Origin of the sequence: Veillonella magna (assembly GCF_959600285.1) — a bacterium.
Taxonomy (GTDB): Bacteria; Bacillota; Negativicutes; order Veillonellales; family Veillonellaceae; genus Veillonella_A; species Veillonella_A magna.
In genome coordinates this window covers 1-25,392 of sequence record NZ_CAUGKU010000014.1, presented here as the reverse complement: position 1 = coordinate 25,392, position 25,392 = coordinate 1, and the positions used below count along the sequence as shown (strand labels likewise).

Annotated in this window: 16 protein-coding genes; 11 read left to right on the top strand and 5 right to left on the bottom strand. The window is 41.8% G+C overall.

Annotation, left to right across the window (positions count from 1 at the left end; all coding sequences use genetic code 11):
• Positions 1 to 19: 19 nt before the first annotated feature.
• On the bottom strand, positions 20 to 1,174 hold the full coding sequence (locus Q5873_RS08295) for an iron-containing alcohol dehydrogenase (protein WP_205088137.1): 1,155 nt from the start codon (positions 1,172 to 1,174) through the stop codon (positions 20 to 22).
• 320 nt (positions 1,175 to 1,494) lie between these two features.
• Between Q5873_RS08295 and Q5873_RS08290 the strand changes: the two genes are divergently transcribed.
• The 6 genes from Q5873_RS08290 to hutH all read left to right on the top strand — a co-directional run bounded on the left by Q5873_RS08290 (position 1,495) and on the right by hutH (position 14,029).
• A complete protein-coding gene (locus Q5873_RS08290; RefSeq protein ID WP_303060392.1) occupies positions 1,495 to 3,786 on the top strand; it encodes a bifunctional dihydroorotate dehydrogenase B NAD binding subunit/NADPH-dependent glutamate synthase in 2,292 nt (763 codons plus the stop codon).
• A gap of 372 nt (positions 3,787 to 4,158) precedes the next feature.
• The gene (locus Q5873_RS08285; RefSeq protein ID WP_303060390.1) at positions 4,159 to 6,207 is read left to right on the top strand and encodes a urocanate hydratase; all 2,049 of its coding nucleotides are present in this window, start codon (positions 4,159 to 4,161) and stop codon (positions 6,205 to 6,207) included.
• An 84-nt stretch (positions 6,208 to 6,291) separates the two neighbouring features.
• Positions 6,292 to 7,536, top strand: a complete 1,245-nt coding sequence (gene hutI / locus Q5873_RS08280) for an imidazolonepropionase (protein ID WP_303060388.1) — start codon at positions 6,292 to 6,294, stop codon at positions 7,534 to 7,536.
• A gap of 298 nt (positions 7,537 to 7,834) precedes the next feature.
• Positions 7,835 to 10,867: an AAA family ATPase gene (locus Q5873_RS08275; RefSeq protein ID WP_303060386.1), complete on the top strand. Its 3,033-nt coding sequence runs from the start codon at positions 7,835 to 7,837 to the stop codon at positions 10,865 to 10,867.
• 285 nt (positions 10,868 to 11,152) lie between these two features.
• Positions 11,153 to 12,457: a Na+/H+ antiporter family protein gene (locus Q5873_RS08270; RefSeq protein WP_276627136.1), complete on the top strand. Its 1,305-nt coding sequence runs from the start codon at positions 11,153 to 11,155 to the stop codon at positions 12,455 to 12,457.
• Between the two features lie 18 nt (positions 12,458 to 12,475).
• The gene (gene hutH / locus Q5873_RS08265) at positions 12,476 to 14,029 is read left to right on the top strand and encodes a histidine ammonia-lyase (RefSeq protein WP_288760194.1); all 1,554 of its coding nucleotides are present in this window, start codon (positions 12,476 to 12,478) and stop codon (positions 14,027 to 14,029) included.
• A gap of 99 nt (positions 14,030 to 14,128) precedes the next feature.
• Here the strand turns inward: hutH and Q5873_RS08260 are convergent, their stop codons facing one another.
• Positions 14,129 to 15,295, bottom strand: a complete 1,167-nt coding sequence (locus Q5873_RS08260; RefSeq protein WP_303060383.1) for a CdaR family transcriptional regulator — start codon at positions 15,293 to 15,295, stop codon at positions 14,129 to 14,131.
• Positions 15,296 to 15,592: 297 nt separating this feature from the next.
• Here Q5873_RS08260 and Q5873_RS08255 point away from each other — a divergent pair, with 297 nt between their 5' ends.
• Positions 15,593 to 17,110 (top strand): dihydrolipoyl dehydrogenase family protein, encoded by a 1,518-nt coding sequence (locus Q5873_RS08255; RefSeq protein ID WP_303060382.1) that lies wholly within the window; start codon positions 15,593 to 15,595, stop codon positions 17,108 to 17,110.
• 243 nt (positions 17,111 to 17,353) lie between these two features.
• On the top strand, positions 17,354 to 18,538 hold the full coding sequence (locus Q5873_RS08250) for a cation diffusion facilitator family transporter (RefSeq protein ID WP_028255288.1): 1,185 nt from the start codon (positions 17,354 to 17,356) through the stop codon (positions 18,536 to 18,538).
• Between the two features lie 147 nt (positions 18,539 to 18,685).
• Here the strand turns inward: Q5873_RS08250 and sstT are convergent, their stop codons facing one another.
• Positions 18,686 to 19,936 carry a serine/threonine transporter SstT gene (sstT, locus tag Q5873_RS08245; RefSeq protein ID WP_303060380.1) on the bottom strand — a complete coding sequence of 417 codons (1,251 nt, stop codon included), beginning with the start codon at positions 19,934 to 19,936 and terminating at the stop codon, positions 18,686 to 18,688.
• 281 nt (positions 19,937 to 20,217) lie between these two features.
• Here sstT and Q5873_RS08240 point away from each other — a divergent pair, with 281 nt between their 5' ends.
• Positions 20,218 to 20,967 carry a class I SAM-dependent methyltransferase gene (locus Q5873_RS08240; RefSeq protein ID WP_288191177.1) on the top strand — a complete coding sequence of 250 codons (750 nt, stop codon included), beginning with the start codon at positions 20,218 to 20,220 and terminating at the stop codon, positions 20,965 to 20,967.
• Positions 20,968 to 21,092: 125 nt separating this feature from the next.
• On the opposite strand, the gene Q5873_RS08235 is transcribed toward Q5873_RS08240, so the two are convergent.
• A complete protein-coding gene (locus Q5873_RS08235) occupies positions 21,093 to 21,833 on the bottom strand; it encodes an SIMPL domain-containing protein (protein ID WP_303060377.1) in 741 nt (246 codons plus the stop codon).
• 261 nt (positions 21,834 to 22,094) lie between these two features.
• Between Q5873_RS08235 and Q5873_RS08230 the strand changes: the two genes are divergently transcribed.
• The gene (locus tag Q5873_RS08230; protein ID WP_303060375.1) at positions 22,095 to 22,850 is read left to right on the top strand and encodes an NADPH-dependent oxidoreductase; all 756 of its coding nucleotides are present in this window, start codon (positions 22,095 to 22,097) and stop codon (positions 22,848 to 22,850) included.
• Positions 22,851 to 22,909: 59 nt separating this feature from the next.
• The gene (locus Q5873_RS08225; protein WP_303060374.1) at positions 22,910 to 23,872 is read left to right on the top strand and encodes an NAD(P)/FAD-dependent oxidoreductase; all 963 of its coding nucleotides are present in this window, start codon (positions 22,910 to 22,912) and stop codon (positions 23,870 to 23,872) included.
• A gap of 239 nt (positions 23,873 to 24,111) precedes the next feature.
• On the opposite strand, the gene Q5873_RS08220 is transcribed toward Q5873_RS08225, so the two are convergent.
• The gene (locus tag Q5873_RS08220; protein ID WP_303060143.1) at positions 24,112 to 25,191 is read right to left on the bottom strand and encodes an IS30 family transposase; all 1,080 of its coding nucleotides are present in this window, start codon (positions 25,189 to 25,191) and stop codon (positions 24,112 to 24,114) included.
• Positions 25,192 to 25,392 lie beyond the last annotated feature (201 nt).

Genomic DNA, 25,392 nt, shown 5'->3' with positions numbered 1-25,392 from the left:
GGCTATATCAACTACGGACTTAAAAGTTTACATCTTTGCCGTAGTAAGCAGCTTTATAAATGTTCTTAATATCTTCTACCGATGGTTTGCGCGGATTCGTCAAGGTGCAAGCATCTGCTTCGGCGCGTTCACTCATGCGATCGAGGACTGCAAGAAAATCTTTTTCTTTAATGACGGTATTCGTACCTTCTTGAATTGTTTTCGTTAAACCAATGCGAGCATTGAGGTTCCAAATGGCATGCTCTAGGTTGTCGATACCGAGGATACCTTCCAAGCGAGCATATTTGCTAGTGGCTTTTTTATTGAATTGAATGATATAAGGAAGCATTAATGCATTGGCTTCTCCGTGAGTAAGATGGAACTCGCCGCCGATTTTATGAGCCATGCTGTGAACAATACCGAGTGAGCAGTTACTAAATGCCATGCCTGCCATAGTGGAGGCATCGTGCATCTTCTGACGAGCTACCATATTGGTCGGTTCTTTCACAGCTGTTTCCAAATATTCGAAAACTAATTGAATGGCGTGAAGAGCTAACGGGTCGGTATAATCATCGGCTGCGGTTGATACGTAAGCTTCGATAGCATGTGTCATAACATCCATACCGGTCTGTGCTGTAATAAGCGGAGGCATCTTTGCCGGAATACGATCGTCCAAAATGGCTACATCCGGTACAATTTGCGGGCTGACCAACGGATATTTGATGTGATTGTCCGTATCGGTGATTACACTGAAGGCCGTGATTTCCGAAGCAGTACCGCTAGTAGAAGGAATGCAAATCAGTTTAGCCTTTGTACGAAGCGGTGGGAAATTAAAGCGAACAAGCTCCATGAAATCATATCCCGGATGCTCGTAGTATACCCACATTACCTTAGCGGCATCCATAGGAGAACCGCCACCTAAGGCGATAATCCAATCCGGTTGGAATTCGGCCATCTTAGCACCGCCGGCTTTACAGGTAGTTATAGAAGGATCCGGTTCGACACCGTCGATAATTTGTACTTCCATACCGGCCTTTTCCAATTGGGTTTTCGCTTCATCAAGAAAACCAAAACGCTTCATGGAATGACCGCCCGTAACAATACTGGCACGTTTCCCTTCTAAGGTGGATAAAAACTCCAATGCATTGTTGCCATGGATTACCTGTTTAGGGATACTAAAAGTAGAATAAGCCATAATAATGAAACCTCCTAACTGTAAGTAGAACAAAAATCTACCTCAAGGCGTGTCTAGTCGTATCGCTATCAAAGCCGGTACAGCCGGAATTACACGCTTATGACTGTATGAGATAGTTATTATCTTATGACATCATTATAAATCAAACGCTTTCAATTATCAAGAAGGATTATGAGCAAATATCATTTTAATTATTCGTAAATGTATTGTACAATGAGTTTGATTAATAACGGATGACGTTTGTTGTGTCAGAGGTAGAGGTTAGGGATGCAGCGAACATATTAGGGACCCTATCGGGCTGTACAAAGGAGTGAGTTCTCTTGTTTAAAATTGTAACGAAACGACAGCTTCATACTAACATGTATCAATTCGATATTTTGGCACCAAGATTGGCAGAGTCGGCTTTGCCGGGACAATTTGTTATTGTCAAACACGGTGAATATGGTGAACGTGTACCGTTGACGATTACTGATTATGATCGTGATAAGGGAACGGTAAGTATTGTATTTCAGACCTTGGGTGATTCCACACAGAAGTTAGCAAAATTGGAAGCAGGCGATTTTGTTACCGACTTTGTAGGACCGTTAGGGAATCCTACAGACTTAACCGAATTGAATGATGAAGAATTGAGAGAGAAAAAAATTCTTTTCTTGTGCGGTGGCGTGGGCACGGCACCGGTATACCCGCAGGTTAAATATTTGAAGTCGCGCGGCATAGGAGCCGATGTAATTATCGGCGCACGGACAAAGGATATCATTATTTATGAAGATGAAATGCGGTCGGTAGCAGAGAATTTATATTTGGCAACCGATGATGGGAGCTATGGCTTTCATGGTAATGTTGTTCAATGTATGAAACAGCTTATTGCAGATGGCAAAGAGTACAATCACATTGTAGCGATTGGTCCGATGATTATGATGAAGTTTGCCACCTTGGCAGCTAAAGAGCTGGGCATACCTATCGTGGTATCTCTTAACTCTATCATGGTTGATGGTACAGGGATGTGCGGGGCTTGTCGCGTTACTATTGGCAATGAAGTGAAATTTACCTGTGTAGACGGACCGGAGTTTGATGGATATTTAGTTGACTTTAATAATGCTATGCAGCGACAAAGTATGTATAAGACGGAAGAAGGCCGTAAGCTGGTACGTGAAATGGATGCCCTCCATCCGAATCCGAATTGTACTTGTGAGGCCGATGTTCCTGTGGAGTCATTGGTACCCGGTGACAAAAGTAAACGTGTACCGGTGCGAGAGCAGGATCCCAAGGTCCGCGCCGGCAATTTTGAAGAAGTATGCTATGGATATAATGAACGAGAAGCAATTCTAGAGGCCAACCGTTGTCTAAATTGTAAAATCCCTCGTTGTGTCCAAGCTTGTCCGGTACATATTAATATACCGGGGTTTATAAGTGCCTTGAAGGAGGGCAACATAAAAGAAGCCGGGCGTATTATTTCTAAGCAAAGTGCCTTGCCGGCTATTTGCGGGCGTGTATGTCCGCAAGAAGAGCAGTGTGAAGGTGCCTGTGTAATGGGAATTAAATTCGAGCCGGTAGCAATCGGGAAGCTTGAACGTTTTGTGGCGGATACAAATCTACAAAATGGGGTGGTCTTTGGTGAAAAAGAAGCACCTAAGGGAATTAAAGTAGCCGTTATCGGTTCCGGCCCGGCCGGTCTTACCTGCGCAGGAGATTTAGCGAAAAAAGGGTATGATGTAACCGTTTTCGAATCCTTGCATAAATTAGGCGGTGTATTGGCTTATGGTATTCCGGAGTTCCGCTTGCCGAAGGACCGCATTGTAAATAAGGAAGTAGAAAATATTAAAAATTTAGGTGTGAAATTTGAAACGGACGTTATTGTAGGTCGTACGGTGACCATTGATCACTTGATGGAAAAAGAAGGCTTTAAAGCAGTCTTTATCGGCTCCGGTGCAGGGCTGCCAAAGTTTATGCACATTCCCGGCGAGCAGTCTAACGGCGTTTTATCGGCGAATGAATTCTTAACGCGGGCGAATTTGATGCAGGCGTATGATGATACGTATGATACACCGATTGCTATCGGTAAGGTATGTGTTACCGTCGGGGCCGGTAATGTGGCGATGGATGCAGCCCGTACGGCATTGCGTCTCGGGTCCGAGTCAAAGATTGTGTATCGGCGTAGCGAGGATGAGATTCCGGCGAGAGCAGAAGAAGTCCATCATGCAAAAGAAGAAGGCGTTGAATTTAATCTTTTAACAAATCCTGTGGAAATCTTGCATGATGATAAGGGATGGGTTACCGGTGTGAAATGTATTAAGATGCAGCTTGGTGAAGCCGATGCATCGGGTCGTCGGCGTCCGATGGAAATTCCGGGGTCGGAATTTATCATTCCTTGCGATACGGTTATTATGTCGTTGGGAACATCGCCTAATCCATTAATTCGCTCAACTACAAAAGGGTTAGATACACATAAATGGGGCGGTCTTATTGTAGATGAAACGACCGGAGCAACTACGCGGGAAGGAATTTTTGCCGGTGGTGATGCAGTAACAGGTGCGGCTACAGTTATTTTAGCTATGGGTGCCGGTAAGCAAGCAGCGGCAGCTATGGATGAATATTTACAGAGAACGGTATAGTTGACAATTCTTTTGTTAGGAACAGATGAAGGAGCGGTTGCTCTAGGAGGCTAGGTCTTGCGAATAGCCTCTACGAGCAACCGCTCCTTCATACTGTAATAACAAGGCGAATCGACTATAGAAGATAGGGCATGGCGAAATAGCCTCTACGAGCAAATGCTACTTCATACTGTTATGACAAGGAGCATCGATTGTCAGAGATAAGTCATTGCTAGGAAATGGGAAATAAGATGAAAAATAGCTTTAAAATTAAAAATCAAGTAAAGCTGAAAGGTATTAGACGTTTTTCAGATGAAAAGAGGATACCATAATCATAAGAAATGCCTAATGGCGCGGAATAGATGGTTTATGTAATAAAGAGAGGTGCTCCAAATGAATAATGCAGTAATTGCAGAGGCTATGACGATTAAACTAGAATTTCCTAATGGATTACCGCAACCGAAACCGTTCAAAGAGGGTATCCGTCGGGCACCGGATAGAGGGTTCCGTTTGACACAAGAACAAACGGAAATTGCATTGAAAAATGCGTTGCGCTATATTCCAGAAGAGTATCATGAAGAGCTGATTCCAGAGTTTTTGGAAGAATTAACAACTCGCGGACGAATTTACGGATATCGCTTCCGCCCGGAAGGAAATCTTCACGGCAAGCCGATTGATGAATACAAAGGCAAATGCGTGGAAGGCAAAGCATTTCAGGTTATGATTGATAATAACCTTGATTTTGCGGTAGCTTTGTATCCGTATGAATTGGTTACCTATGGTGAAACAGGAAGTGTGTGCCATGATTGGATGCAATACCTATTAATTAAACGGTACTTGGAAGAGGTAACACAGGATCAGACCTTGGTAGTAGCCTCCGGTCATCCGGTGGGATTGTTCCGTTCTAAACCGGAAGCACCACGGGTTATCATTACCAACGGTATGATGATCGGTATGTTTGATAATCTGAGAGATTGGGAAATTGCAGAAGAAATGGGGGTAGCCAACTACGGACAAATGACGGCAGGCGGTTGGATGTATATCGGACCGCAGGGAATTGTTCACGGCACATTCAATACGATTTTAAATGCCGGCCGCATGAAGTTAGGCATTCCGGTAGACGGCGATTTAACGGGTAAGCTGTTCGTTACCTCAGGTCTTGGCGGTATGAGCGGAGCTCAGGGTAAGGCTGCAGAAATTGCTAACTGTGTGGCTATTATCGCTGAAGTGGATTCGTCACGAATCCAAACGCGTTTGGACCAAGGTTGGATTTCAGGTGTATCCGAATCATTACCGGAAGTGATTGCTATGGCACAGGCTTCTATGACAGCCGGTGAAGGTAAAGCCTATGCATATCACGGCAATATTGTAGATTTATTGGAATACATCGCGGACAATGATATTCATGTAGATTTAATCTCCGACCAGACTTCTTGCCATAATGTGTATGATGGTGGCTACTGTCCACAGGGAATTACCTTTGCAGAACGCACGCAGATGCTGGCCGATGATCCGGTGAAGTTCAGAGAACTCGTAGATAAAACCTTACAGGCTCATTTCCGTGCATTGAAACGATTAACGGAAAAAGGTATTTACTTCTTTGACTATGGTAACTCCTTTATGAAAGCTGTATATGATGCCGGAGTTAAGGAAATCTCTAAGAATGGGATAGATGAAAAAGATGGATTCATTTGGCCAAGCTATGTAGAAGATATTATGGGGCCGCAGTTATTTGATTATGGCTATGGACCGTTCCGCTGGGTATGCCTTAGCGGTAAGCCGGAAGATCTTCATAAGACAGATATGGCGGCTATGGAATGTATTGATGTCGATCGCCGTTATCAGGATCGCGATAATTATAATTGGATTCGTGATGCGGAAAAAAATAAAATGGTCGTTGGTACACAGGCACGTATTCTGTATCAGGATGAAGTAGGTCGTGTACGCATTGCATTGAAGTTTAACGAATTGGTGCGCAAAGGTGAAATAGGACCGGTTATGTTGGGTCGTGACCATCATGATGTATCGGGGACGGATTCGCCGTTCCGCGAAACATCCAATATTAAGGATGGATCTAATGTTATGGCGGATATGGCTATTCAAACCTATGCCGGCAATGCAGCCCGTGGTATGAGTTTAGTAGCCTTACATAATGGTGGAGGTACCGGTATAGGTAAAGCTATTAACGGTGGTTTTGGTCTTGTTCTTGATGGTAGCCATCGCGTTGATGAAATTATTCGTTCTGCATTATCATGGGATGTTATCGGTGGTGTAGCTCGCCGTTCGTGGGCACGTAACGAACATGCTATGGAAACAGCAGTTGCTTTTAATAAAACGCGGGAAGGCATCGGTCATATTACAATTCCTTATGTAGCAGATGATGCAAAAGTTAAGGCTGCAGTAGCCAAAGTGTATCCTACGGCAAAAGTAGTAAAGGACTAATCTGAAATTGACGGAAGATAGTTGCGGATGGTATCTCCCAACTATCTTTCGTACAGTTATATCTAATGGATAAAGTGAGGATGTATGACACAACGATTATTGATAAAAAACGCATCGCAAATCGTTACCCCTAAAGGACATTCAGCCGTTCGGGGGGCGGATATGAAAGATGTTGCTATCTATGAAAATCAATCGATTTTAATAGAAGATGGTACGATTGTTGCTATTGGTGATAATCCGGCATGGGAGAAAGAAATTCCTACGGAGCGGCAGGTTGATGCTAAGGAAAAGACCGTTTTACCGGGATTTGTGGATTCACATACCCATTTTGTGTTTGGCGGTTATCGGGCCGATGAATTTCTATGGCGCATGGAAGGTATGAGCTATATGGACATCATGGAACGCGGTGGTGGCATTGCTAATACTATGAAAGCAACTCGAGAAGCGTCGGAAGATGAATTAATTACTCACAGTTTGGATTTCTTAAAGAAGATGTTAGCCTTTGGCATTACCACCGTAGAAGGCAAGAGTGGCTATGGCATGGATTATGATACGGAACTCAAGCAGTTGCGTGTAATGAAACGCTTGGAAGAGCTACAGCCGGTGAGTATTGTGCGGACATTTTTAGGGGCTCATGCGGTACCTCCAAGCTACAAAGATAGAAACGATGAGTTTATCGATTTCTTACTACGCGATGTTATGCCAACGGTAGCAAAGGAAAAGTTAGCCGAATTTTGCGATGTATTCTGCGAAAAAGGTGTATTTTCCATTGAAGAAAGTCGCAAATTGTTAACAGCTGCCAGAGAGCAGGGCTTTAAGTTAAAAATTCATGCTGATGAAATTGTTACTTTTGGTGGCTCTGAATTGGCCGGCGAGCTGAAATGTACGTCGGCAGATCATTTGTTGCATGCATCGGAGGCAGGAATCAAAGCATTGGCCGACAACGGAGTAGTGGCTACATTGTTGCCGACGACAGCATTTTGCTTAAAAGAACCTTATGCGGCTGCGCGTAAGATGATTGATTCCGGTTGTGCGGTGGCATTAGCGACTGACTTTAATCCGGGCAGCGGCTTTACAAACTCCGTACCACTGATGATTGCTTTGGCTGTTATTTATATGGGCATGACAGCGGAAGAAGCAATTACGGCATTGACGCTTAATGGTGCTGCTGCCGTAGACAGAGCGGATCGAATAGGTTCTGTTGAAGTGGGAAAACAGGCAGATTTGGTGATTCTGCAATACCCCTCTTATAAATTCTTACCGTACCACACGGGCGTGAATATAGTGGAAACGGTAATTAAAAACGGTGAAATTGTTCATCGTGCATAAGCCATGGTAATGAGGCGTTCTTCTCTGATATATCAGGGGAGAACGCTTTTTTATTGCATAACTTTAGCATAGTAGAGAGAATTATGATAAATTGTTATAGTGATTTTTATGAAAAATGACATTAAATTATGTAATATCATCGTATTTGTTGTTATAATAGGCGTATATGAGGGGCATAGGGAATCAAGAGAAAGATTATTTGACGAAATTATTTGACGCTTTCTTTTGACGGTATAATTTGACGATTGGTGTAAGCGATATAAGGAAAGTATTGCTTTGTGTATAGTGAGGGATAGGTATGGCATGTAAATTAGAAGCGCGCTTCTTAGGTACGCCGGTTATTATCAAGGATGGAGAAGAAGTGTTCTTCTCGTATAACAAAGTAAATGCATTGGTATATTACATTTTAGTGCGCGGTACGGTTATGCGCGATGAATTAAGCGGCATATTATGGGCAGACAAGCCCGATACCGTAGCACGTAAAAATTTACGTAATGCAATTTATGAAGCAAAGAAAATGCTAGGCTCGGAAACTTTTATTTCACCGCGCAAGGCCATTATCAAAGTGAATCCGGATGTAGAGTTTGATATTGATGTTAAGCGTTTTGAGGAGAATCCGGAAGAAAATCTTGATCTGTATAAGGGAGATTTTTTGCAGGGATTTTTCATTAAGGATTCGGTGGAATACGAGGACTGGTATCTGTCGGAACGCAACCGACTCAAGGGTCTGTATATGGACACAGTGCGCGCTAAAATCGAAGAAGCGGCGGAAAAGAAAGATTTTACCGTCATCGAACGTTATGGACAGATGTTACTCAACTATAATCCTTACGATGAAGGTGTATACGCTATTTTATTGCGCGCCTATTGTGAACAAGGTAAGATGCAACAGTCCATGGAATTATACGAATCCATGAAAGATATTTTTACACGTGAGTTGCATGCTTCGGTGCCAGAAGAAATTGATAGCATTATCAGGCAGGCGTTACAAAAAGATGATACACAGCCTGGATTTAGCAAGGGTGTTTCAGTACCAATCGGTCGTGAAACTGAGTTTGAAGAACTGAGCACGCACATGTGGTCATTTTTGCGTGGACGTACCGGTGAGGCTTTGATGATTATGGGGGATGCCGGTAGTGGCAAAACCAGTTTGAAGGATGCTGCGCTTAGCGTGTTGACTGATGAAGTGGCAGTTATACAAACTAATTGTTATCAGATGGAACGCAACTTCTTATTACATCCTTGGACGGGAATTATGGAAGGCTTGGTAGATTTATTGCGCTCACGAGGTACGGAGGTGCCTGATTTCGAATTGAATCGTATTTATACTTTATTCCCACAAATGGATATGAGTATTGACCGCGATTTAGGCCTTATGGAAATTAAAGATATTTTAAAATTCGATTCTCTGTTCCATACACTTTCGTCAGTACTTGACATTGCGTCGGCCGAGAAAAAGTTGGTCATTGTGTTTGAAGATATACAATGGATGGATCCACTCAGTTTATCACTGCTAAATAGTTTAATTTTGCGAAAACAGTCAGATCGCCTTATTTTCTTGTTGACCGGTAGGGATTCGCGGGAAAAGGATTTCCAGCATTTTGTTACTTCTGTAGCTATGTATAAGCGGCTGCATATTACTGTATTGAATCCGCTGACCAAAAAGGATATTCGGCGCTTGGTAGAATCCAGACATCTACCTATAGAGGTAGATGATAATCTTATACAGAGATTGCAGCTTGAAACAGAAGGAAATCTATTTTTATTAATGGAATGTTTGCATGCACTGGAATCTACGGGGCGCTTTGATAGCTTGACGAATAATATGCAGACTATTTTTAAAGCGACCTGTTTATCGCTGACAGAAGAACAACAAAAGATTTTAGATTTTATTTCACTTTTCTACGGCGGAGCCCCGTTAGCAATGATATCCGAGTACATGCAGATGGATAATCTCCAGCTGTTGGATCGTTTGGAGGTGCTGGAGGGTAAAAATTTAATTTCGCCGATTCCACAGCAGACGGAAGTCATCTATGAAGTAACGCAGCAGAAGTTGAAAGAGTTTATTCAAAAGCAGTTATCGCCGGAAAAATGGAAAATTTTACATGGTTATTTAGCCGGGTTATGGGAAAAGCGTTTGACGCATTCTAAACAGGATATATATATTTATCAGCACTTAGAATATCATTTTGAACAAGCCGGTGATCTTGTTATGATGGGACGCTATAAATTGAAGAGTTTAATGTATTATTTGAACTTCAGTCATGAACTATTCCCTGTGCTGGGAACAGCTGAACCGATGCAGACAGGTGGTGCCAGCTACTTTACGGAAGCGGATACGTTGCAATATTTAGAAAGTGTTGAGGCAATGATGGAACGTATTCGTCAGACGTACGGCGCGACACCGGAGGTGCGTAACCTAGAATTGGTATATTTACACCTTATCGGACGTTACTTTATTCGCGAAGGTAAATATGAAAAAGGCGTTCGCTATATTCTTGATCTTATTGAACAATCCCTGGAAATGAATAATCGTGATTATGCCCTTATGGGATATAAGCAGATGATTTATTATGATATTCAGATTGGCAATGCCGAGGAAATGAAAAACTATTTGGAAATTGCATTGGATTTGGCGGTGGAATGCAATTACCATAAGGAAGTAGGAATTTTGTTGCGCCTTAAAGGATTGAATATGATTATGCAAGGCGATTTTGTAGAAGCGGAACGACTTTTAAATGAATCTATTGCCACGTTTATGGTGACACAGACTGTGGCACGACGTTATGCACTTAATATTGCGGCTGCCTATAATTATATCGGTGAGATAAGGCGTGGTTCGGGACGGTTTGAAGAAGCTATTGAATATTATGATAAGGCGTTGGAGATTTGTAAAAATCAACAAGCGTACAGCTCTTGGGTGGTGTTCTCCTGTAATGCAGGTATTGCCGCTTACAGCTTGGGGCGATATAATAAGGCTAAGGAATATTTTGAACAGGCCTATAATTTCTTTAATCGTTACGATTTTTATTGGCGCCGTCCTATCGTAGAGTCGTATATGGCATTGCTAGCTATGAAGGAAGGGGACGAAAAGAAAGCTATCCAATTTTTAGATGATGCTATGGCTAAATTGGCTATGATGAATAATCCGCAAGAAATAGGTTATGTGAATATGGCCATTGCGCTTATTAAGAAAGAATATCCGTCTACAGAAATCAGCCGTCACTATCGTGGCAGTGCTTCTATGTACGGAGGTCGGGCATTGCGATATTTAGATGTCTATCGTGATACGCATGAACGTAAAACGATAGAATCTATGGTTAATGAATAACAAAATTGAGAGATTGGTTTTTATGTTTATTTATTTACCTCTTTAGTCAAATAAAAAACGTCCAAAGAAGGTCTACTATCGATGAATTATCGACAGTGAGACCTTCTTTTTATTTTTTCGTGACGAAGAGTCAAAAAAATCAAGCTTGAAAATCAAGTAGAATTTTGACACTTTTAAGGCTACTGCAAGCTATACTATTTACATAATATAAAGGATATACAGTATTCTATATATCCGCAGTAAGGTACTAGGTTTAGTGGTTTAGTGTAAAGGAGTTGAGCGTGTATGGAAATTTTGGCGAATCCTATAGTGATTTCGGTCATTGTTATGTCAGTGCTGTGTTTGCTGAAGATGAACGTCCTCTTAGCTATTGTGGTCGCCGGTATTGTGGCCGGACTTAGCGGCGGAATGTCGTTGCCGGATACCATAGGATCCTTGATCAATGGTATGGGTGGTAACTCAGAAACAGCTCTCAGCTACATTTTGTTAGGTATTTTAGCGGTTGCTATCGGACGGTCGGGACTGGCCGGCGTTGTATCGCGTAAGATTACGAAGGTAATCGGCGGAAAGAAAACAGCATTTGTATTCTTGATCGCCTTTATTGCTTGTTTCTCGCAGAACTTAATTCCGGTACATATTGCATTTATTCCAATACTTATTCCGCCACTGCTGATTTTGATGAATAAGATGAAGCTCGACCGGAGAGCCGTAGCTTGTGCGTTGACCTTTGGTTTGAAAGCACCATATGTATCATTGCCGGTTGGTTTTGGGCTATTATTTATGACAATTATTAAAGATCAGATGGTAGCGAACGGTGTTGATGTAGGCATCAGCGATATTTCAGCGGTTATGTGGATTGGCGGTGCCTCCATGTTAGTTGGCCTTGTGTTAGCGACGATTGCGTATAGTCGTAAGCGTGATTATGAGGACTTGCCGGTAATCGGTGCCGATGAAAATCCGGAAGATACACAGATGACAAAGGAATGCTGGATGGCATTATTGGGTGCTGCCGTTGCTTTTGTAGCACAGCTTTATTTTGAATCGCTTCCTATTGGCGCTATTTGTGGCTTGGCAGTTATGCTCCTTACCGGTTGCATTCGTTGGAAAGAAATGGATACGACTGTTGACGGTGGGGTTCGCATGATGGGCTTTATAGCTTTTGTTATGCTCATTGCAGCCGGCTATGCTAATGTACTTCGTGAAACACAGTCGGTTCAGAGTTTAGTAGCAGCTACTACTTCCGTTATTGATTCTAAGTTTGCCGGAGCTTGCTTGATGTTGGCAGTAGGCTTGTTGATTACCATGGGGATTGGTACTTCTTTTGGTACAATTCCGGTTATTGCTTCCATCTATATTCCGATGGGGATTGAAATTGGCTTCTCCGTACCGTCTATTATTCTCTTAATCGGTATTGCCGCAGCTCTTGGCGATGCTGGTTCGCCGGCATCGGACTCCACATTGGGACCAACATCCGGTCTTAATGCGGATGGACAGCATAATCATATTTGGGACACTTGTGTTCCGACATTTATATTCTACGATATCCCGCTCTTTATCGGTGGCGTTATCGGTGCCATTTTACTAGGCTAGGACAGATAGGAGGCAATTATGACTTACAGTGTGAAAGCGATTAAAGAGGTTGTATTAACCGGACATGACTTGACGTTGGAAGAGTTAGTAGCGGTGGCACGTTACGATGCAACGGTTCGTATTAGTGAAGAAGCAGTACAGCAGATTGTAGATTCCCGTGCTATAGTGGATTCTATTGTAAATAGCGAAGCCGTAGTGTATGGCATTACCACAGGTTTTGGATCCTTATGCCGCGTACATATTTCAAAGGAAGATTGCTCACAGTTGCAAGAAAACTTAATTCGTACGCATTCTTGCGGATTTGGCAAACCCTTTAGCCGTGAATTAACGCGTGCCATGATGCTTATCAGAGCAAATGCGCTAGTCAAAGGTTATTCTGGTATTCGCTTAGAAACACTGGAAACGTTAATTGCTATGATTAATAAAGGTGTTCATCCGTATATTCCCGAAAAGGGTTCATTGGGGGCTTCCGGTGATTTGGCTCCGCTGGCTCATATGGTGCTACCTATGTTGGGATTAGGTGATGCAGAATACGAAGGACAGTTATTGCCGGGAAAAGAAGCTATGGAGAGAGCAGATATACCTGTTATTGCTTTACAAGCGAAAGAAGGCTTGGCATTAATTAATGGTACACCGGTATTGACGGCGGTAGGCGCGTTGGCGTTGTGGGAAGGTATTTGCCTTCTCAAGTTAAGTGATGTGGCAGCAGCCTTGTCGCTGGAAGCTATGAGAGGTATCATCGATGCATTTGATGAACGTATTCATAGTATCCGTCCTCATAAAGGGCAGCTTGATACGGCACGTAACTTACGAACTTTATTAAAGGGGAGTACATATGTAACAAAGCAAGGTGAATTGCGCGTGCAGGATCCGTATTCATTGCGCTGTGTACCGCAAATTCACGGAGCTTCTAAGGATGCATTAGCCTTTGTTAAGGAAAAGGTTGATATTGAAATTAATTCTGTCACGGACAATCCAATAGTATTGCCGGATGGTGATGTAATTTCCGGTGGCAATTTCCACGGAGAACCGATGGCGTTACCGTTTGATTTCTTAGGAATAGGATTAGCGGAAATTGCTAATGTATCGGAACGCCGTTTGGAACGCTTGCTTAATAACTCTCTCAGCGGATTCCCGTCATTCTTGGTTAAGCATTCCGGATTAAACTCCGGGTTTATGATTACGCAGTATGCGGCAGCAGCTTTAGTAAGTGAAAACAAAGTATTGGCGCATCCGGCATCGGTAGATTCCATTCCATCTTGTGAAAACCAAGAAGATTTGGTTAGTATGGGAGCTCATGCAGCCAGAAAAGCCGGTGAAATTGTGGAAAATGTACGGCGTGTAGTCGCTACAGAATTATTAGCTGCCTGTCAGGCTATTGATTTGCGGGAGGAACAGGCAACGTTAGGTAAAGGCACTAAAGCCGCTTATGATGCTATTCGCAAGAGCAATGCATTTATCGATTACGATAAGGATATTGAAATGTTTAAGGAATTAGAAAAGATTACGGGCATTTTGGAAGACGGTACTTTGCTTGAAGCAGTAGAAAACGCTGTGATAATGGATGTATAGAAATAAAAAAGGCTGTAACGTCATGAGGGATAACCTCAAGGCGTTACAGCCTTTTTATTTTATAGTTCTTTAACAGGAAAACAAAGCACCGAATATAGATTATTGCTCATCGGTATCTGAATCACTAGCTTTAGTTTCGGATACATGTTGTGTTGTGTGATGATATAACGTAAACGCTAAGCGCAGAACCATAAAATCATGGTAGTTTCGCAAGTCATAACCGGTAATGCGACGGAGCTTTTGAATTTGGTATTGCAATGTATTTTTGTGAATAAAGAGTTCATCGGCAATACTGGAAATAGATCCGTTATGAGTTTCAAAGAGTTGTAAGATGTGGTAGAACTCTTCTAACTCTTTATCGGTTAATTGTCCGAGTACCTTTTCTTGTAGTTGTTGTTGGCGATATGTATTTTCCGGATTAAATAAAAGTTCTATCGTTAAGTCATCATAGTTAACGATGCATGAAACTTCCGGTCGTGCTGTGTAGGTATCTTGTACTAGTTGAGCATCGCGATAAGAGGTACGGAAATCACGGTGAACGCGACTTCCGATGGCAACAACCATAGAGGGATAGTTAAACTTTAGTTCTTCGATTTGTTGCAAACAAGGTAGGAGCTGAGAGGTAGTTTTTTCTTTATAGAGAAGAACCATCATTTGTTCGTGCTCAGTCCAAAGAATACTACTTTTTACTAATGGAGGGAGTTGTTCTATATACTGTTCTAGCAGACGACGAACATCTTTGAGAAAATTGAATTGAGATGTATCGGAACGAATGAGTACGATGCGTTTGTAATCGTCATCGGACCGCCAAAAGGAAAGAGTTGCCTCGTCCCAACGTTCGGCAAAGTTTTGCGGATAGAAAATTAAATCCTCCAGTAGCATACGATTGCGATCGACTTCGCGTTGTTTGACATTTCTAAATTCTTCTTCCAAAATTAGAATTTCTGTCATTTTACGAATAATATTGCCAAAGGTAATTACTTGTTCCGGTGTGCCTGTAATACCAATTACGGCAATGACTTCGCCATTTATATGGACGGGAAGGTTAATTCCCGGGCGGGTACCTTCGTAACTATCGCTTTCGGAGATGACCAAGACACGTTTTAATTGGTATACGGTACGACCGGCTTCATGGAAAGTACCGATACGGGCCGGATCTGTACTGGCTATTATAGTGCCATCGGAATCGATGAAGTTGATATCTTGTTTAATAATAGACTTCATACTTTCGACGATGTTTTGTGCTAAATGTGGGGAAACCTTCATAGGTGACCCTCCTTTGCTGTAGAAAGACTTATGTAATGGAGTATGCGTTTATTTGGTACGTATACTATATATACATGTAGCCATTATAACCTATGCTCGTATAGACCTCAAGAAAAAAGGGATCTAAGTAGGCAGAGTAATGCATAATTGATACATAGGACTATGTATGATGGGGGAGTTGCACAATCAGCAATAGCATATTTACTATATTTATCATTTTCGATATGGTATAATATATGCGGGAAAAAGGGTGTATTACAAACGCAGACTATTATAGTTTCAAGAAAGGATGTAACTATGAAGACCTATGATATTATCGTAGTAGGTACCGGCGGTGCTACTATTGTAGCTGACGCGGCTATTGCTAAAGGTAAAAAAGTAGCCATTATAGAAAAAGGAAAATTCGGTGGTACATGTCTTACTCGCGGATGCATTCCTACAAAGGTAATGGTTACCGTAGCCGATGCAGTTCGTGAGATAGAGGAATTGCCTAAAATTGGTGTAAAGGTAACTCCGGCTACCATTGATTGGGATATAATGAGTAAACGTGTATGGCATAAAATTGACGAGAGCAAAGGCGTTGAATCTTATTATGATGGTTTTGAAAATGTAGATGTGTATCGCGGCGCGGCGTCCTTCGTACGTGATAAAGTAATTATGGTAACGATGAAGGATGGTACGGTCACTGATGAATTGACGGCACCGATTATTGTTTTGGGTGTGGGAGGACACACTAAAATCAACACTATTCCCGGTTTGGAAGAGGCCGGTTATATGAGCAGTGAAAGTTTATTCGGTGAAAAATATCCGAAGGCACCTTTTAAACGACTTATCGTTATGGGGGGCGGTCCTATCGGAACCGAGTTTGCCCATGTATTTGCTGCGGCAGGAACAGAGGTAACATTGATTCAGCATAATCGTCGATTGTTACCCAAAGAAGATGAAGAGATTTCGGCACAAATTTATAAAGACATTACTAAATTGGGTATACGTGTTATCCTGAATCAGGAACCTGAAGAAGTGCGCGTGGAAAACGGTGAAAAAGTAGTTGTTATTCGTGATCGAGCCACCGGAGAGCTTCAGGAAATACGGGGTGAGGAAATTCTGATGGCTTCCGGTATTGTTCCGGCAACAGAAGAACTTCACTTAGAAAATACGTCAATTAAGACAAAGCGTGGCGGTTGGATTATGACCAATGAATTTTTGGAAACCTCCGTTGACGGAGTGTATGCGTTAGGTGACGTCAATGGGGAAGCACCGTTCCGTCATAAGGCAAATTATGAAGCTGATATTTTGGCCCATAATTTATATCATGCATCGTCTCCGGAGGATTTTAGATGGGCTCGTTACGATCTTGTTCCGGCCGTTACTTTTACGTACCCACAGGTGGGACATGTAGGATTGACGGAAGCAGAGGCAATAGAAAAGGGCTATGATGTAGGTACGGGGAAGAATTTTTATTCCGCCTCGGCAAAAGGGTTTGCCATGGGATTTGATCCGGGTGATGAGCATGATGGCTTTGTAAAAATTGTGGTGGATAAAGAAACCAATTATATTCTCGGGGTTCATGTTATCGGGCCGCAAGCATCCATTTTGTTCCAACCGTTTGTTAATTTGTTGAATAGTGGTGATACGCCATTGCAGGCAATTAATGAAGAAATAGGTTCCGCGTTAACGAAGAAGTTGCGCGCTAAAGGGTTGGTACGTAAAATGGATCCGCATTCGGTTATTACCGTAGGAGAAACTATGACACCACACCCGACATTATCGGAAATCATTATGTGGACACAGGTATACTACGAACATCGCTGGTAAGTCGTTATCTAATAGATAATTTAGGATGAATACCGGGTACGTTGTTCGTGACAGATACCTTGAAGTGGTATTGCTTATGTAAATTGATATATACGCTTACGGTTAGCGAAGGAGCTGATAGTAAGCGTATATTTTTTTATTCTCACTACTTGCAGTTTGTCGATAAAAAGAGTACAATAAACTAATCAATAAAATAATGATAATCTATTGAGAATAATGAACAACAAATAGGGAGAGGTATCTATGAGAGAATTTTTGATTGAGCAGTTTATAAAGAATCACGATATGATAAAGGTGCCAAGTGTTCGCACTCAGTATGGTAATGTAGCCAGTATCACCGGGGTGATTGTTAATTTATTAGTGTGCCTAGGTGAGTTGATTGTTGGCTGGCTCATTGGCTCTATAGCTATGATTAGCGATGGTATTCATAATGTGGCGGATGCCGGTGGTTCGGCTATATCGTTTTTAAGCTTTCGCTTGGCTGCGAAAAAGCCGGATCAAGAGCATCCGTACGGGCATGGCAGGATGGAGTATTTATTCTCTATCGGATTTTCTATCATTCTGTTTGTATTAGCCATTCAGTTGATGATTGAAGCCGTCAATCGTATTATGCATCCGGAAATTGTTGATGTATCGGCAGTAGCCATTATTGTTATGCTTGTAGCTATGGGATTAAAAATATGGTTGGCTTCTTTTCTTAAGTATATGGGAAACAGAATTGATTCCCCAATCTTACGGGCTAATGCATTGGAATGCTTATCCGATGTATGGGCTACAGCGGGGATTACGATCGGTTTGCTGGCAGGCAGTTTTCTAGAATATCCTATTGATGGATATCTGGGAGCTATCGTAGCATTGATGATTGGTCGTGCCGGCTATCATGTATTTAAAGAATCTACAAGTCGTTTGCTCGGTAATGAACCGACACCGGAACGAGTTCGTGAAATTGCTGATTTTGTACAAAGCTTTGATGGAGTATTAGGCGTTCATGATTTGATGATTCATGATTATGGTCCGGGGCATGAATTTGCCAGTATTCATGTAGAAGTGGATGCTAATCAAGATATCATTAAGAGCCATAATATGATTGATCATATAGAACGAAAGGCATTGGAAGAATTACATTTAAAATTAACTATTCATATGGATCCTCTGTTACGTGATGAACAAACTATGGCTATTTATGAACAAATTCGCAGTGTGGTGAAGGCGTATGACGATCGTATCAGTATTCATGACTTACGTGCTATTGAATCGGATGATCATCTGAATGTGTTATTTGATATGGTTGTGCCATATACGGAAAAGCAACGTAAGGATGAAATAAGTCAATCCATTAAGAGAATATTAGAAGCAATGAATCCGTACTATCATGTAACGATTAATGCCGAACATAGTTATATTGGCGAAGAGCGAATTCATGAGTAATAACTGAGATGTCTAAAAAAGAAGACCTTGTAACGATATGTAATTATCGTTACAAGGTCTTTTCGTATGTAATATGTGAATTTTTTTATTGTGTATTAAATCTTAAGTAGATAGTTTTGTAATGAGAGCGTATATATTGATGTACGCTTATGCATTACGGGATACATTCATTTTTACAGCATTGATATCTTCCGGATATCCGTTGCGAGAAAAGTCGGCAGCGGCCGTGAAGAGAATATCGGTGGAGGAGTTAAGTGCTGTTTCGGTAGAGTCTTGCAATACACCGATAATGAAACCAACGCCAACTACTTGCATGGCAATATCATTATTAATGCCGAATAAGCTGCAAGCGAGCGGGATTAGTAGCAAGGATCCTCCGGCAACACCGGATGCTCCGCAAGCACCGATAGTAGCAATAACGCTTAATAAAATTGCGGTGGCAATATCCACTTGGATATGTAACGTATTTACAGCGGCTAACGTCATAATCGTAATAGTAATAGCCGCGCCGCCCATATTAATCGTGGCACCCAACGGAATAGAAATAGAATATGTATCAGGGTTAACACCGAGCCGTTTGGCAAGGTCCATATTTACAGGAATATTAGCGGCAGAGCTGCGAGTGAAGAAGGCGGTAATACCGGATTCACGCAGACATTTGAATACCAGTGGATATGGATTGCGTTTTAAATAAGTGAATACAATAATAGGATTTACGATTAAAGCTACAAAGAACATACTACCTAAGAGTACACCCAACAGTTTAGCATAACCGATTAAAGCTTCAATACCATTGGTAGCAATAGATTCGGCCACGAGTCCCATAATACCAAAAGGAGCTAAACGAATTACCCATTGAACTACTTTAGTAACAGCTTCGGAAATATGGGATACCATTTCTTTAGTATCATCGGCAACACCGCGTAAAGCTAGACCAAAGAGCACGGCCCAACCGAGAATACCGATGTAATTACCTGTCATTAAGGCATGAACCGGATTATCGACTACGTTCTTCAATACGGTTATCAATACTTCGGCAATCCCTTCCGGAGGTTTCGCATCACCTGCTGCTTCTGCCAAATGTAATATGGTGGGGAAGGCAAAGCTTGCGATTACGGCTACGGCGGCAGATAAGAATGTGCCCAATACATACATGAATAAAATGTGTCGCATCCCCGTTTTTTGTCCGGCGCGATGTTTACTTACAGCAGCGACAACCAAGAAAAAGACTAATACAGGTGCAATCCCTTTTAAAGCACCTACAAAGATAACACCTAACAGTGATAACTCAACAGCCACCTCCGGTGCAAATAATGCGGCTGCGATACCTATGATTAAGCCGATGATAATTTGCTTAATCAAGCTCATGCGATTGAGCTTTTGTAAGAATGCTTTCATACTAATCACTCCTCTGTTCTACACATACTACATGAATACAATACATTATTGAGTTTCTACTCTGTGAGGACATATGTCATTATAAAACGGATAAGAAATATTGGCAAGGGGGAATTTGAAAAAATTGAATTTTTAAAATATAAAAATTTTTTTGTATGAATACTAGCAGAAATAATGGTCATGAATTATAATATAGGGAACAGAACGAGGGACAGCTTGTCGTGAGGAAACAAGCCTGTCCTTTGTAAACATGGTTAGGTTGATTGGAAAGCAGGTTTACTATGAAGGTGGAACGAGAACTATCGGCACGTAAGTTTACTTCTTATTCGGATAAGGAAGCTTTTGTGCAGGGTGTTTTTTCAAATGTTGCGAAACATTACGATATAATGAATACAATTTTAAGTTTTCATCAAGATGCATACTGGCGCCGTTTTGCGGTGAAGCAGTTGGGGCTACAGCCGGGAAACCGCTTGCTTGATGTGGCTTGCGGCACGGGCATGCTGACCAAGGAAGCGCTGCGTCAAGAGCCGATGCTATCGGTGGAAGCACTGGATTTTAGTCCGGAAATGTTACAACATGGCGAGCAGCGTTTAGCAAAAGCAGGGCTTTTGGATCGTGTAAATTTGGTAGAAGGTGATGCGATGAATTTGCCTTACCATAAAGATTCCTTCGATTGTGCTATGAGCGCATTTGCTTTGCGTAATGTACCGGATGTTATGCAAGCACTAAAAGAAATGAGACGTGTGGTTAAGCCGGGCGGGCGTGTTGTCACGTTGGAATTGGCAAAGCCAACTGCGTTTGGATTCAAGCAACTGTATTATCTATATTTTGAACATATTCTGCCTGTATTGGGTAAATTGAGTAAGGATAATTCATCGTATGCGTGGTTACCGGAATCGTTGCGAAGATATCCTCACCAGTCGCAGGTTTTGACTATGTTTGAAGAAGCCGGATATAAAGAAGCCACCTATTATGAACTGACCGGCGGGATTGTGGCAGTCCATGTAGGTGTTGTACCGGAAGAAGTATAGAGGTATTTAAGATGGTTCCTGTGATGGGAGCCATCTTTTTATAATAAAAAAGGCCCCGATGAACTGAACCCCAAATGTGTCTAACGAAAGGGGTTCAGTTCAGAAGGGCCTTTTAATTTATAGTGTTACTGAAGATAGAACGTAATTGATGCATTTTTGGTTACGGTCGTAGATCCGCCTTCAACAGGAGTTGCGGTACTCATCGAGGCAGCTAGTTTATACATGCGCGGAAGGTTGTCCATTTCATAGCTTTGTGTGCCACTGATAGATACGTTTTTTACTCCACCTACAGAACGTCCAAGAGCGGCAGCAATAATTTCGGCTTGATGGCGCGCATTCTTGATGGCTTCCGTAGTAAGCTGATCGTTTAATGCTTGGGTTATATCATTTTCAAAATTGAGAGAGTTGACATTGGTAGCACCGCTAGCTACAGCGGCATCAATCACTTTGCCTACTTTGTTGATGTCCGTAATTTTTACATTTACCGTGTTGGATACAGTATAGCCGGTAATAGTATTGCGGTTACGGGTATTGTTGGCGTTATAGTCGTAATTGGGATTAATAGAAATGTTGGAAGTTTGAATGTTATTTTTAGTAATACCCATGGCAGTTAGGCGAGAAATCAAGTCACTCATGACACGGTCGTTGGCATTTTTGGCCGTATTCACCGAAGCGTCTTGCGAAGTAATTCCCAATGTGAGCATTGCATAGCTAGGAGCCAGCGAGCGGGTTGCTGTACCGCTCACTTGGATTTCAGGTACGTCCTGTCCGGCTGGAGCGGCGGCTAACGAAGCACCGCCAAAAGTTGTTGTAGCTAATGTGGCAACAAGAAGTGCTTTGGCTGCTAATTTTTTTGTGATTGTCATTACAATTCCTCCTCACAACTGATATACATTACATATTGTAATAGTAGTATATCATCATTCTGTGAAGGACACATGAATAATTTTTCCTTGCATAGGAAACAAATTAATTAAAAATGCCTGTATGAATCAGAATATATAAGAAAATGTACACTTGTAGGATAACTTTTGCATTTATTTAGGTCTGTGTTACAATACTCTTAGATTAAAAATTGTCTATATAATTTAGAAATTGTCTATATAACAGATTTGGGAGGTCATTCTATGAATCCTATTGACATTTTATTAAATCATAAAAGTATCCGTGAATTTAAGTCGAGCCCGGTTCCTCCGCAGCAATTAAGTATATTGTTGGATGTAGCGAAGCGAACCGCTAGTAGCCAAGGAATGCAAAGCTTTAGCATTATTCGTATTGTGAATCCGGAGCTTAAGGCTAAAATTGCAGAAGTTTGTACACAGCCATATGTAGCGCGTATGCCTGAATTATTTATTTTTATTGTTGACGTATATCGAAATTCACGCATTGCTCGCGAACAAGGTGTATTTAATGATGCGGAATGTGATAGCGATCGCTTTTTCCAGGGGTGGACCGATGCTTGTTTAGCGGCTCAAAATATGGTAGGTGCTGCTGAGTTGGCCGGCTTTGGTACCGTGTATTTAGGCAGTATTCTTAATGATGTGCCAAAGATGATTGAACTGTTAGATTTGCCGGAGTTTACTTTCCCAGTAGTAGGTCTTGGTTTGGGTGTATCGGATCAAAAGCCTCAGCTTAAACCGCGTATGGCACGAGAAGCCAATGTGTTTGACGACACATATCACGTGTTTGATAATTATTTAGAATTGATGGAAGATTACGATGAAGAGATGACTGAGTATTATGATTTGCGTGATGCTAATCGTCGGATGGATTCCTTTACATTACAAATTGCAAAGAAATTACAGAATCCGCAATTAAGCCGTCAACATCTTATCGAGCAAGCAGAAGCACAAGGTTTCAAATTTCATTTGCCACAGAAATAGTGTAATTTTGTAAATGCAGTTTGTAATAGTTAGAAGGTATACAAGAGTAAAAGAATTATATGATTTATGATGTAGCAATTGTAGGAGGAGGTCCGGCAGGATTGTCGGCCGCACTGACAGCCAGAGTAAGAGGACAGTCCGTCGTCGTTTTTGAAGGAGCAAATTTTAGTGATAAATTACGGCGTGCCCCGCGCATAGATAATTATCCGGGTTTGCCAACGGTGAGCGGTGAAGTATTTATGGATAATTTACAAGCGCAGGTGTGTAATCTTGAACCGGTGATTGTAAAGAAGCGCATTCAAAGTGTATTTCCAGGTCGTCCTTTTGTCCTGATGGCCGCTGACGAAGTGTATCAAGCAAAGTCTGTCATTTTAGCTACGGGCGTGCCGGTGAGCAGACCGATTGCCGGAGAGAGCCGGCTGTTGGGGCGCGGTGTCAGTTATTGCGCCGTTTGTGATGGTAATTTTTTTAAAGACAAAGAAATTGCTATTCATATAAGTTCAAAAGCTGAATGGAGTAGTGTGCAATATCTATCAGAACTAGCTAGCACTATACATATATACCCTGTAGGTGAAGTGGCTGTACTAGTTCGTAAAAAATTAGAGAATCAAAATGGAGGTACTGGAGTAGGTACAAAGAAGTATACATTTGATGTAGCGACAGAGCGAGCTTTGCAGGAAATCATTATTCCGGTAAATTGTACACTTCATCTTGGCGATCCATGGCATGCTATTATAGGCGAGAAAAAAGTAGAAGCTATTGAAACAAAGAAGGGGCGTTTATCTGTTGATGGAGTATTTATTCTCCGCGAAGCAGATCCTCCTGATAAATTAGTAGAGGGCTTGGGTATGTCTAATGGAGCAGTGTCGGTAGGCCGTGGCATGGAAACAAATATTGTGGGACTGTATGCGGTAGGTGACATGACTGGACAGCCACTACAGGTAGCGAAGGCGGTAGGCGAAGGACAGATTGCAGCGCTCAGTGCGGTTCGTTACGTAGAGGAAGCATACTTAAATACGTAAAGTAGGGTTTGATAGTTAGTAAGCTTATAAAAAGAGCGGCTCTACTCTGAATCTGTAAAAGATATCAGAGGGGGCCGCTGTTTTATAAGTATCTTAATAAAATAGCAGGGAGAAAAGGAGTTGATAGTTTATTTTTTCAAGTAGTAATTTTACGTACATGGAACTTTACATGACAGAGAGCTTTGGAGATGGTGGAAGCTATAAGTTAATAAAACTAAAAATAAAATTAAAAATTTTTTCTAAATTGCAATATGAAATTGAACACTCGTTACATCCGTTAGCTTTCTAATTTCGTCAAGGAATGCCTCTCGTGGTGTACGGTAGCCAAGAATTTTTCTGGGTAATGTGTTACACCAATTTGTTGCCCGTTTAAGAGCGGCTTCAGACACAGTATGTATAGGAATACCTTTGGGAATGAAACGGCGCAACAATCCATTGTGTCTTTCATTAGACCCTCGCTCCCATGCGGCATAGGGATGAGCAAAAAAGATTTGGAGTCCCTCATTTTCTAGGTTGGTAATGGAGGCGAATTCAAGCCCGTTATTTGACGTAATCGTTTTACATAAACTCTTGCTATCTAAGACGTCACTACACCGACTTAACCAACTCTGTAAGGTAGTTGTAATATCTGCTGCCTTAGCTGAAGGAGACCTAAGCGTTACATAGGCTCGTGTTTTGCGTTCAAGTAAAGAAACGATTACCTCATCTTGCTTGTCTTTGCTGCCTCGTACCGTATCTAACTCCCAATGACCAAATTCTTCACGGCGTAAGATAGACGTATCTCGTAAATCAATGGACTTTCCCAAGTGCTTTTTGTGCTTACGTATTCTATCCTTACGGGTCGAACGGCGCACCATAAGTGGTAAATCAATAGGAGCTATTGGAAGTATTCCTTGGTGCACATAGTTATATAGCGTTTTAGCGGATACCATTGCATCACGTGCAAACAGGTGATTGCGTATAGCATAGCCAACAGCTGCATCCAATGACCATCTATCCTTTACAATTTTACTTTCTATCCAAGCCAAGAATGCTTCAATAGCACCGGCCTTCAAGGTATTGAAAGAACCTTTTCTAGATGCTTCGTAACTGCCCTGACCACGATCGGCCAAGTACATGAGTACTGATGTACCTTGCTTAATTTGTACTACGGTGCCACGTTTGATTTCAGTATGAATCGTTGTTCTAGAACGACCAAGTGCTTTGGCAATGGCTGATTTCGAGACATTAGCCTGCAGCTGCTTTTCAATGTAGAAACGTTCTTCATACGAAAGGTGTTTGTTTGTACGCAATGATGTGTTATGATTAGTGTAGTCCATAGTGATACCTCGTGTGTTGGTCTAGTTTTGTCACTTTAATCATAACACGGCGTAGTCACTATGGATTTTTTATGTGTTCAGTTTCATTTTACAATTAACCAAAAATTAAAAATTTTTAAAAAAGTAGTTGACGAATATTTGAAGACCATGTATTATATACAAGTCGCTTACGACAGACGGTTTTTGAAAGCGAAGGAAGAG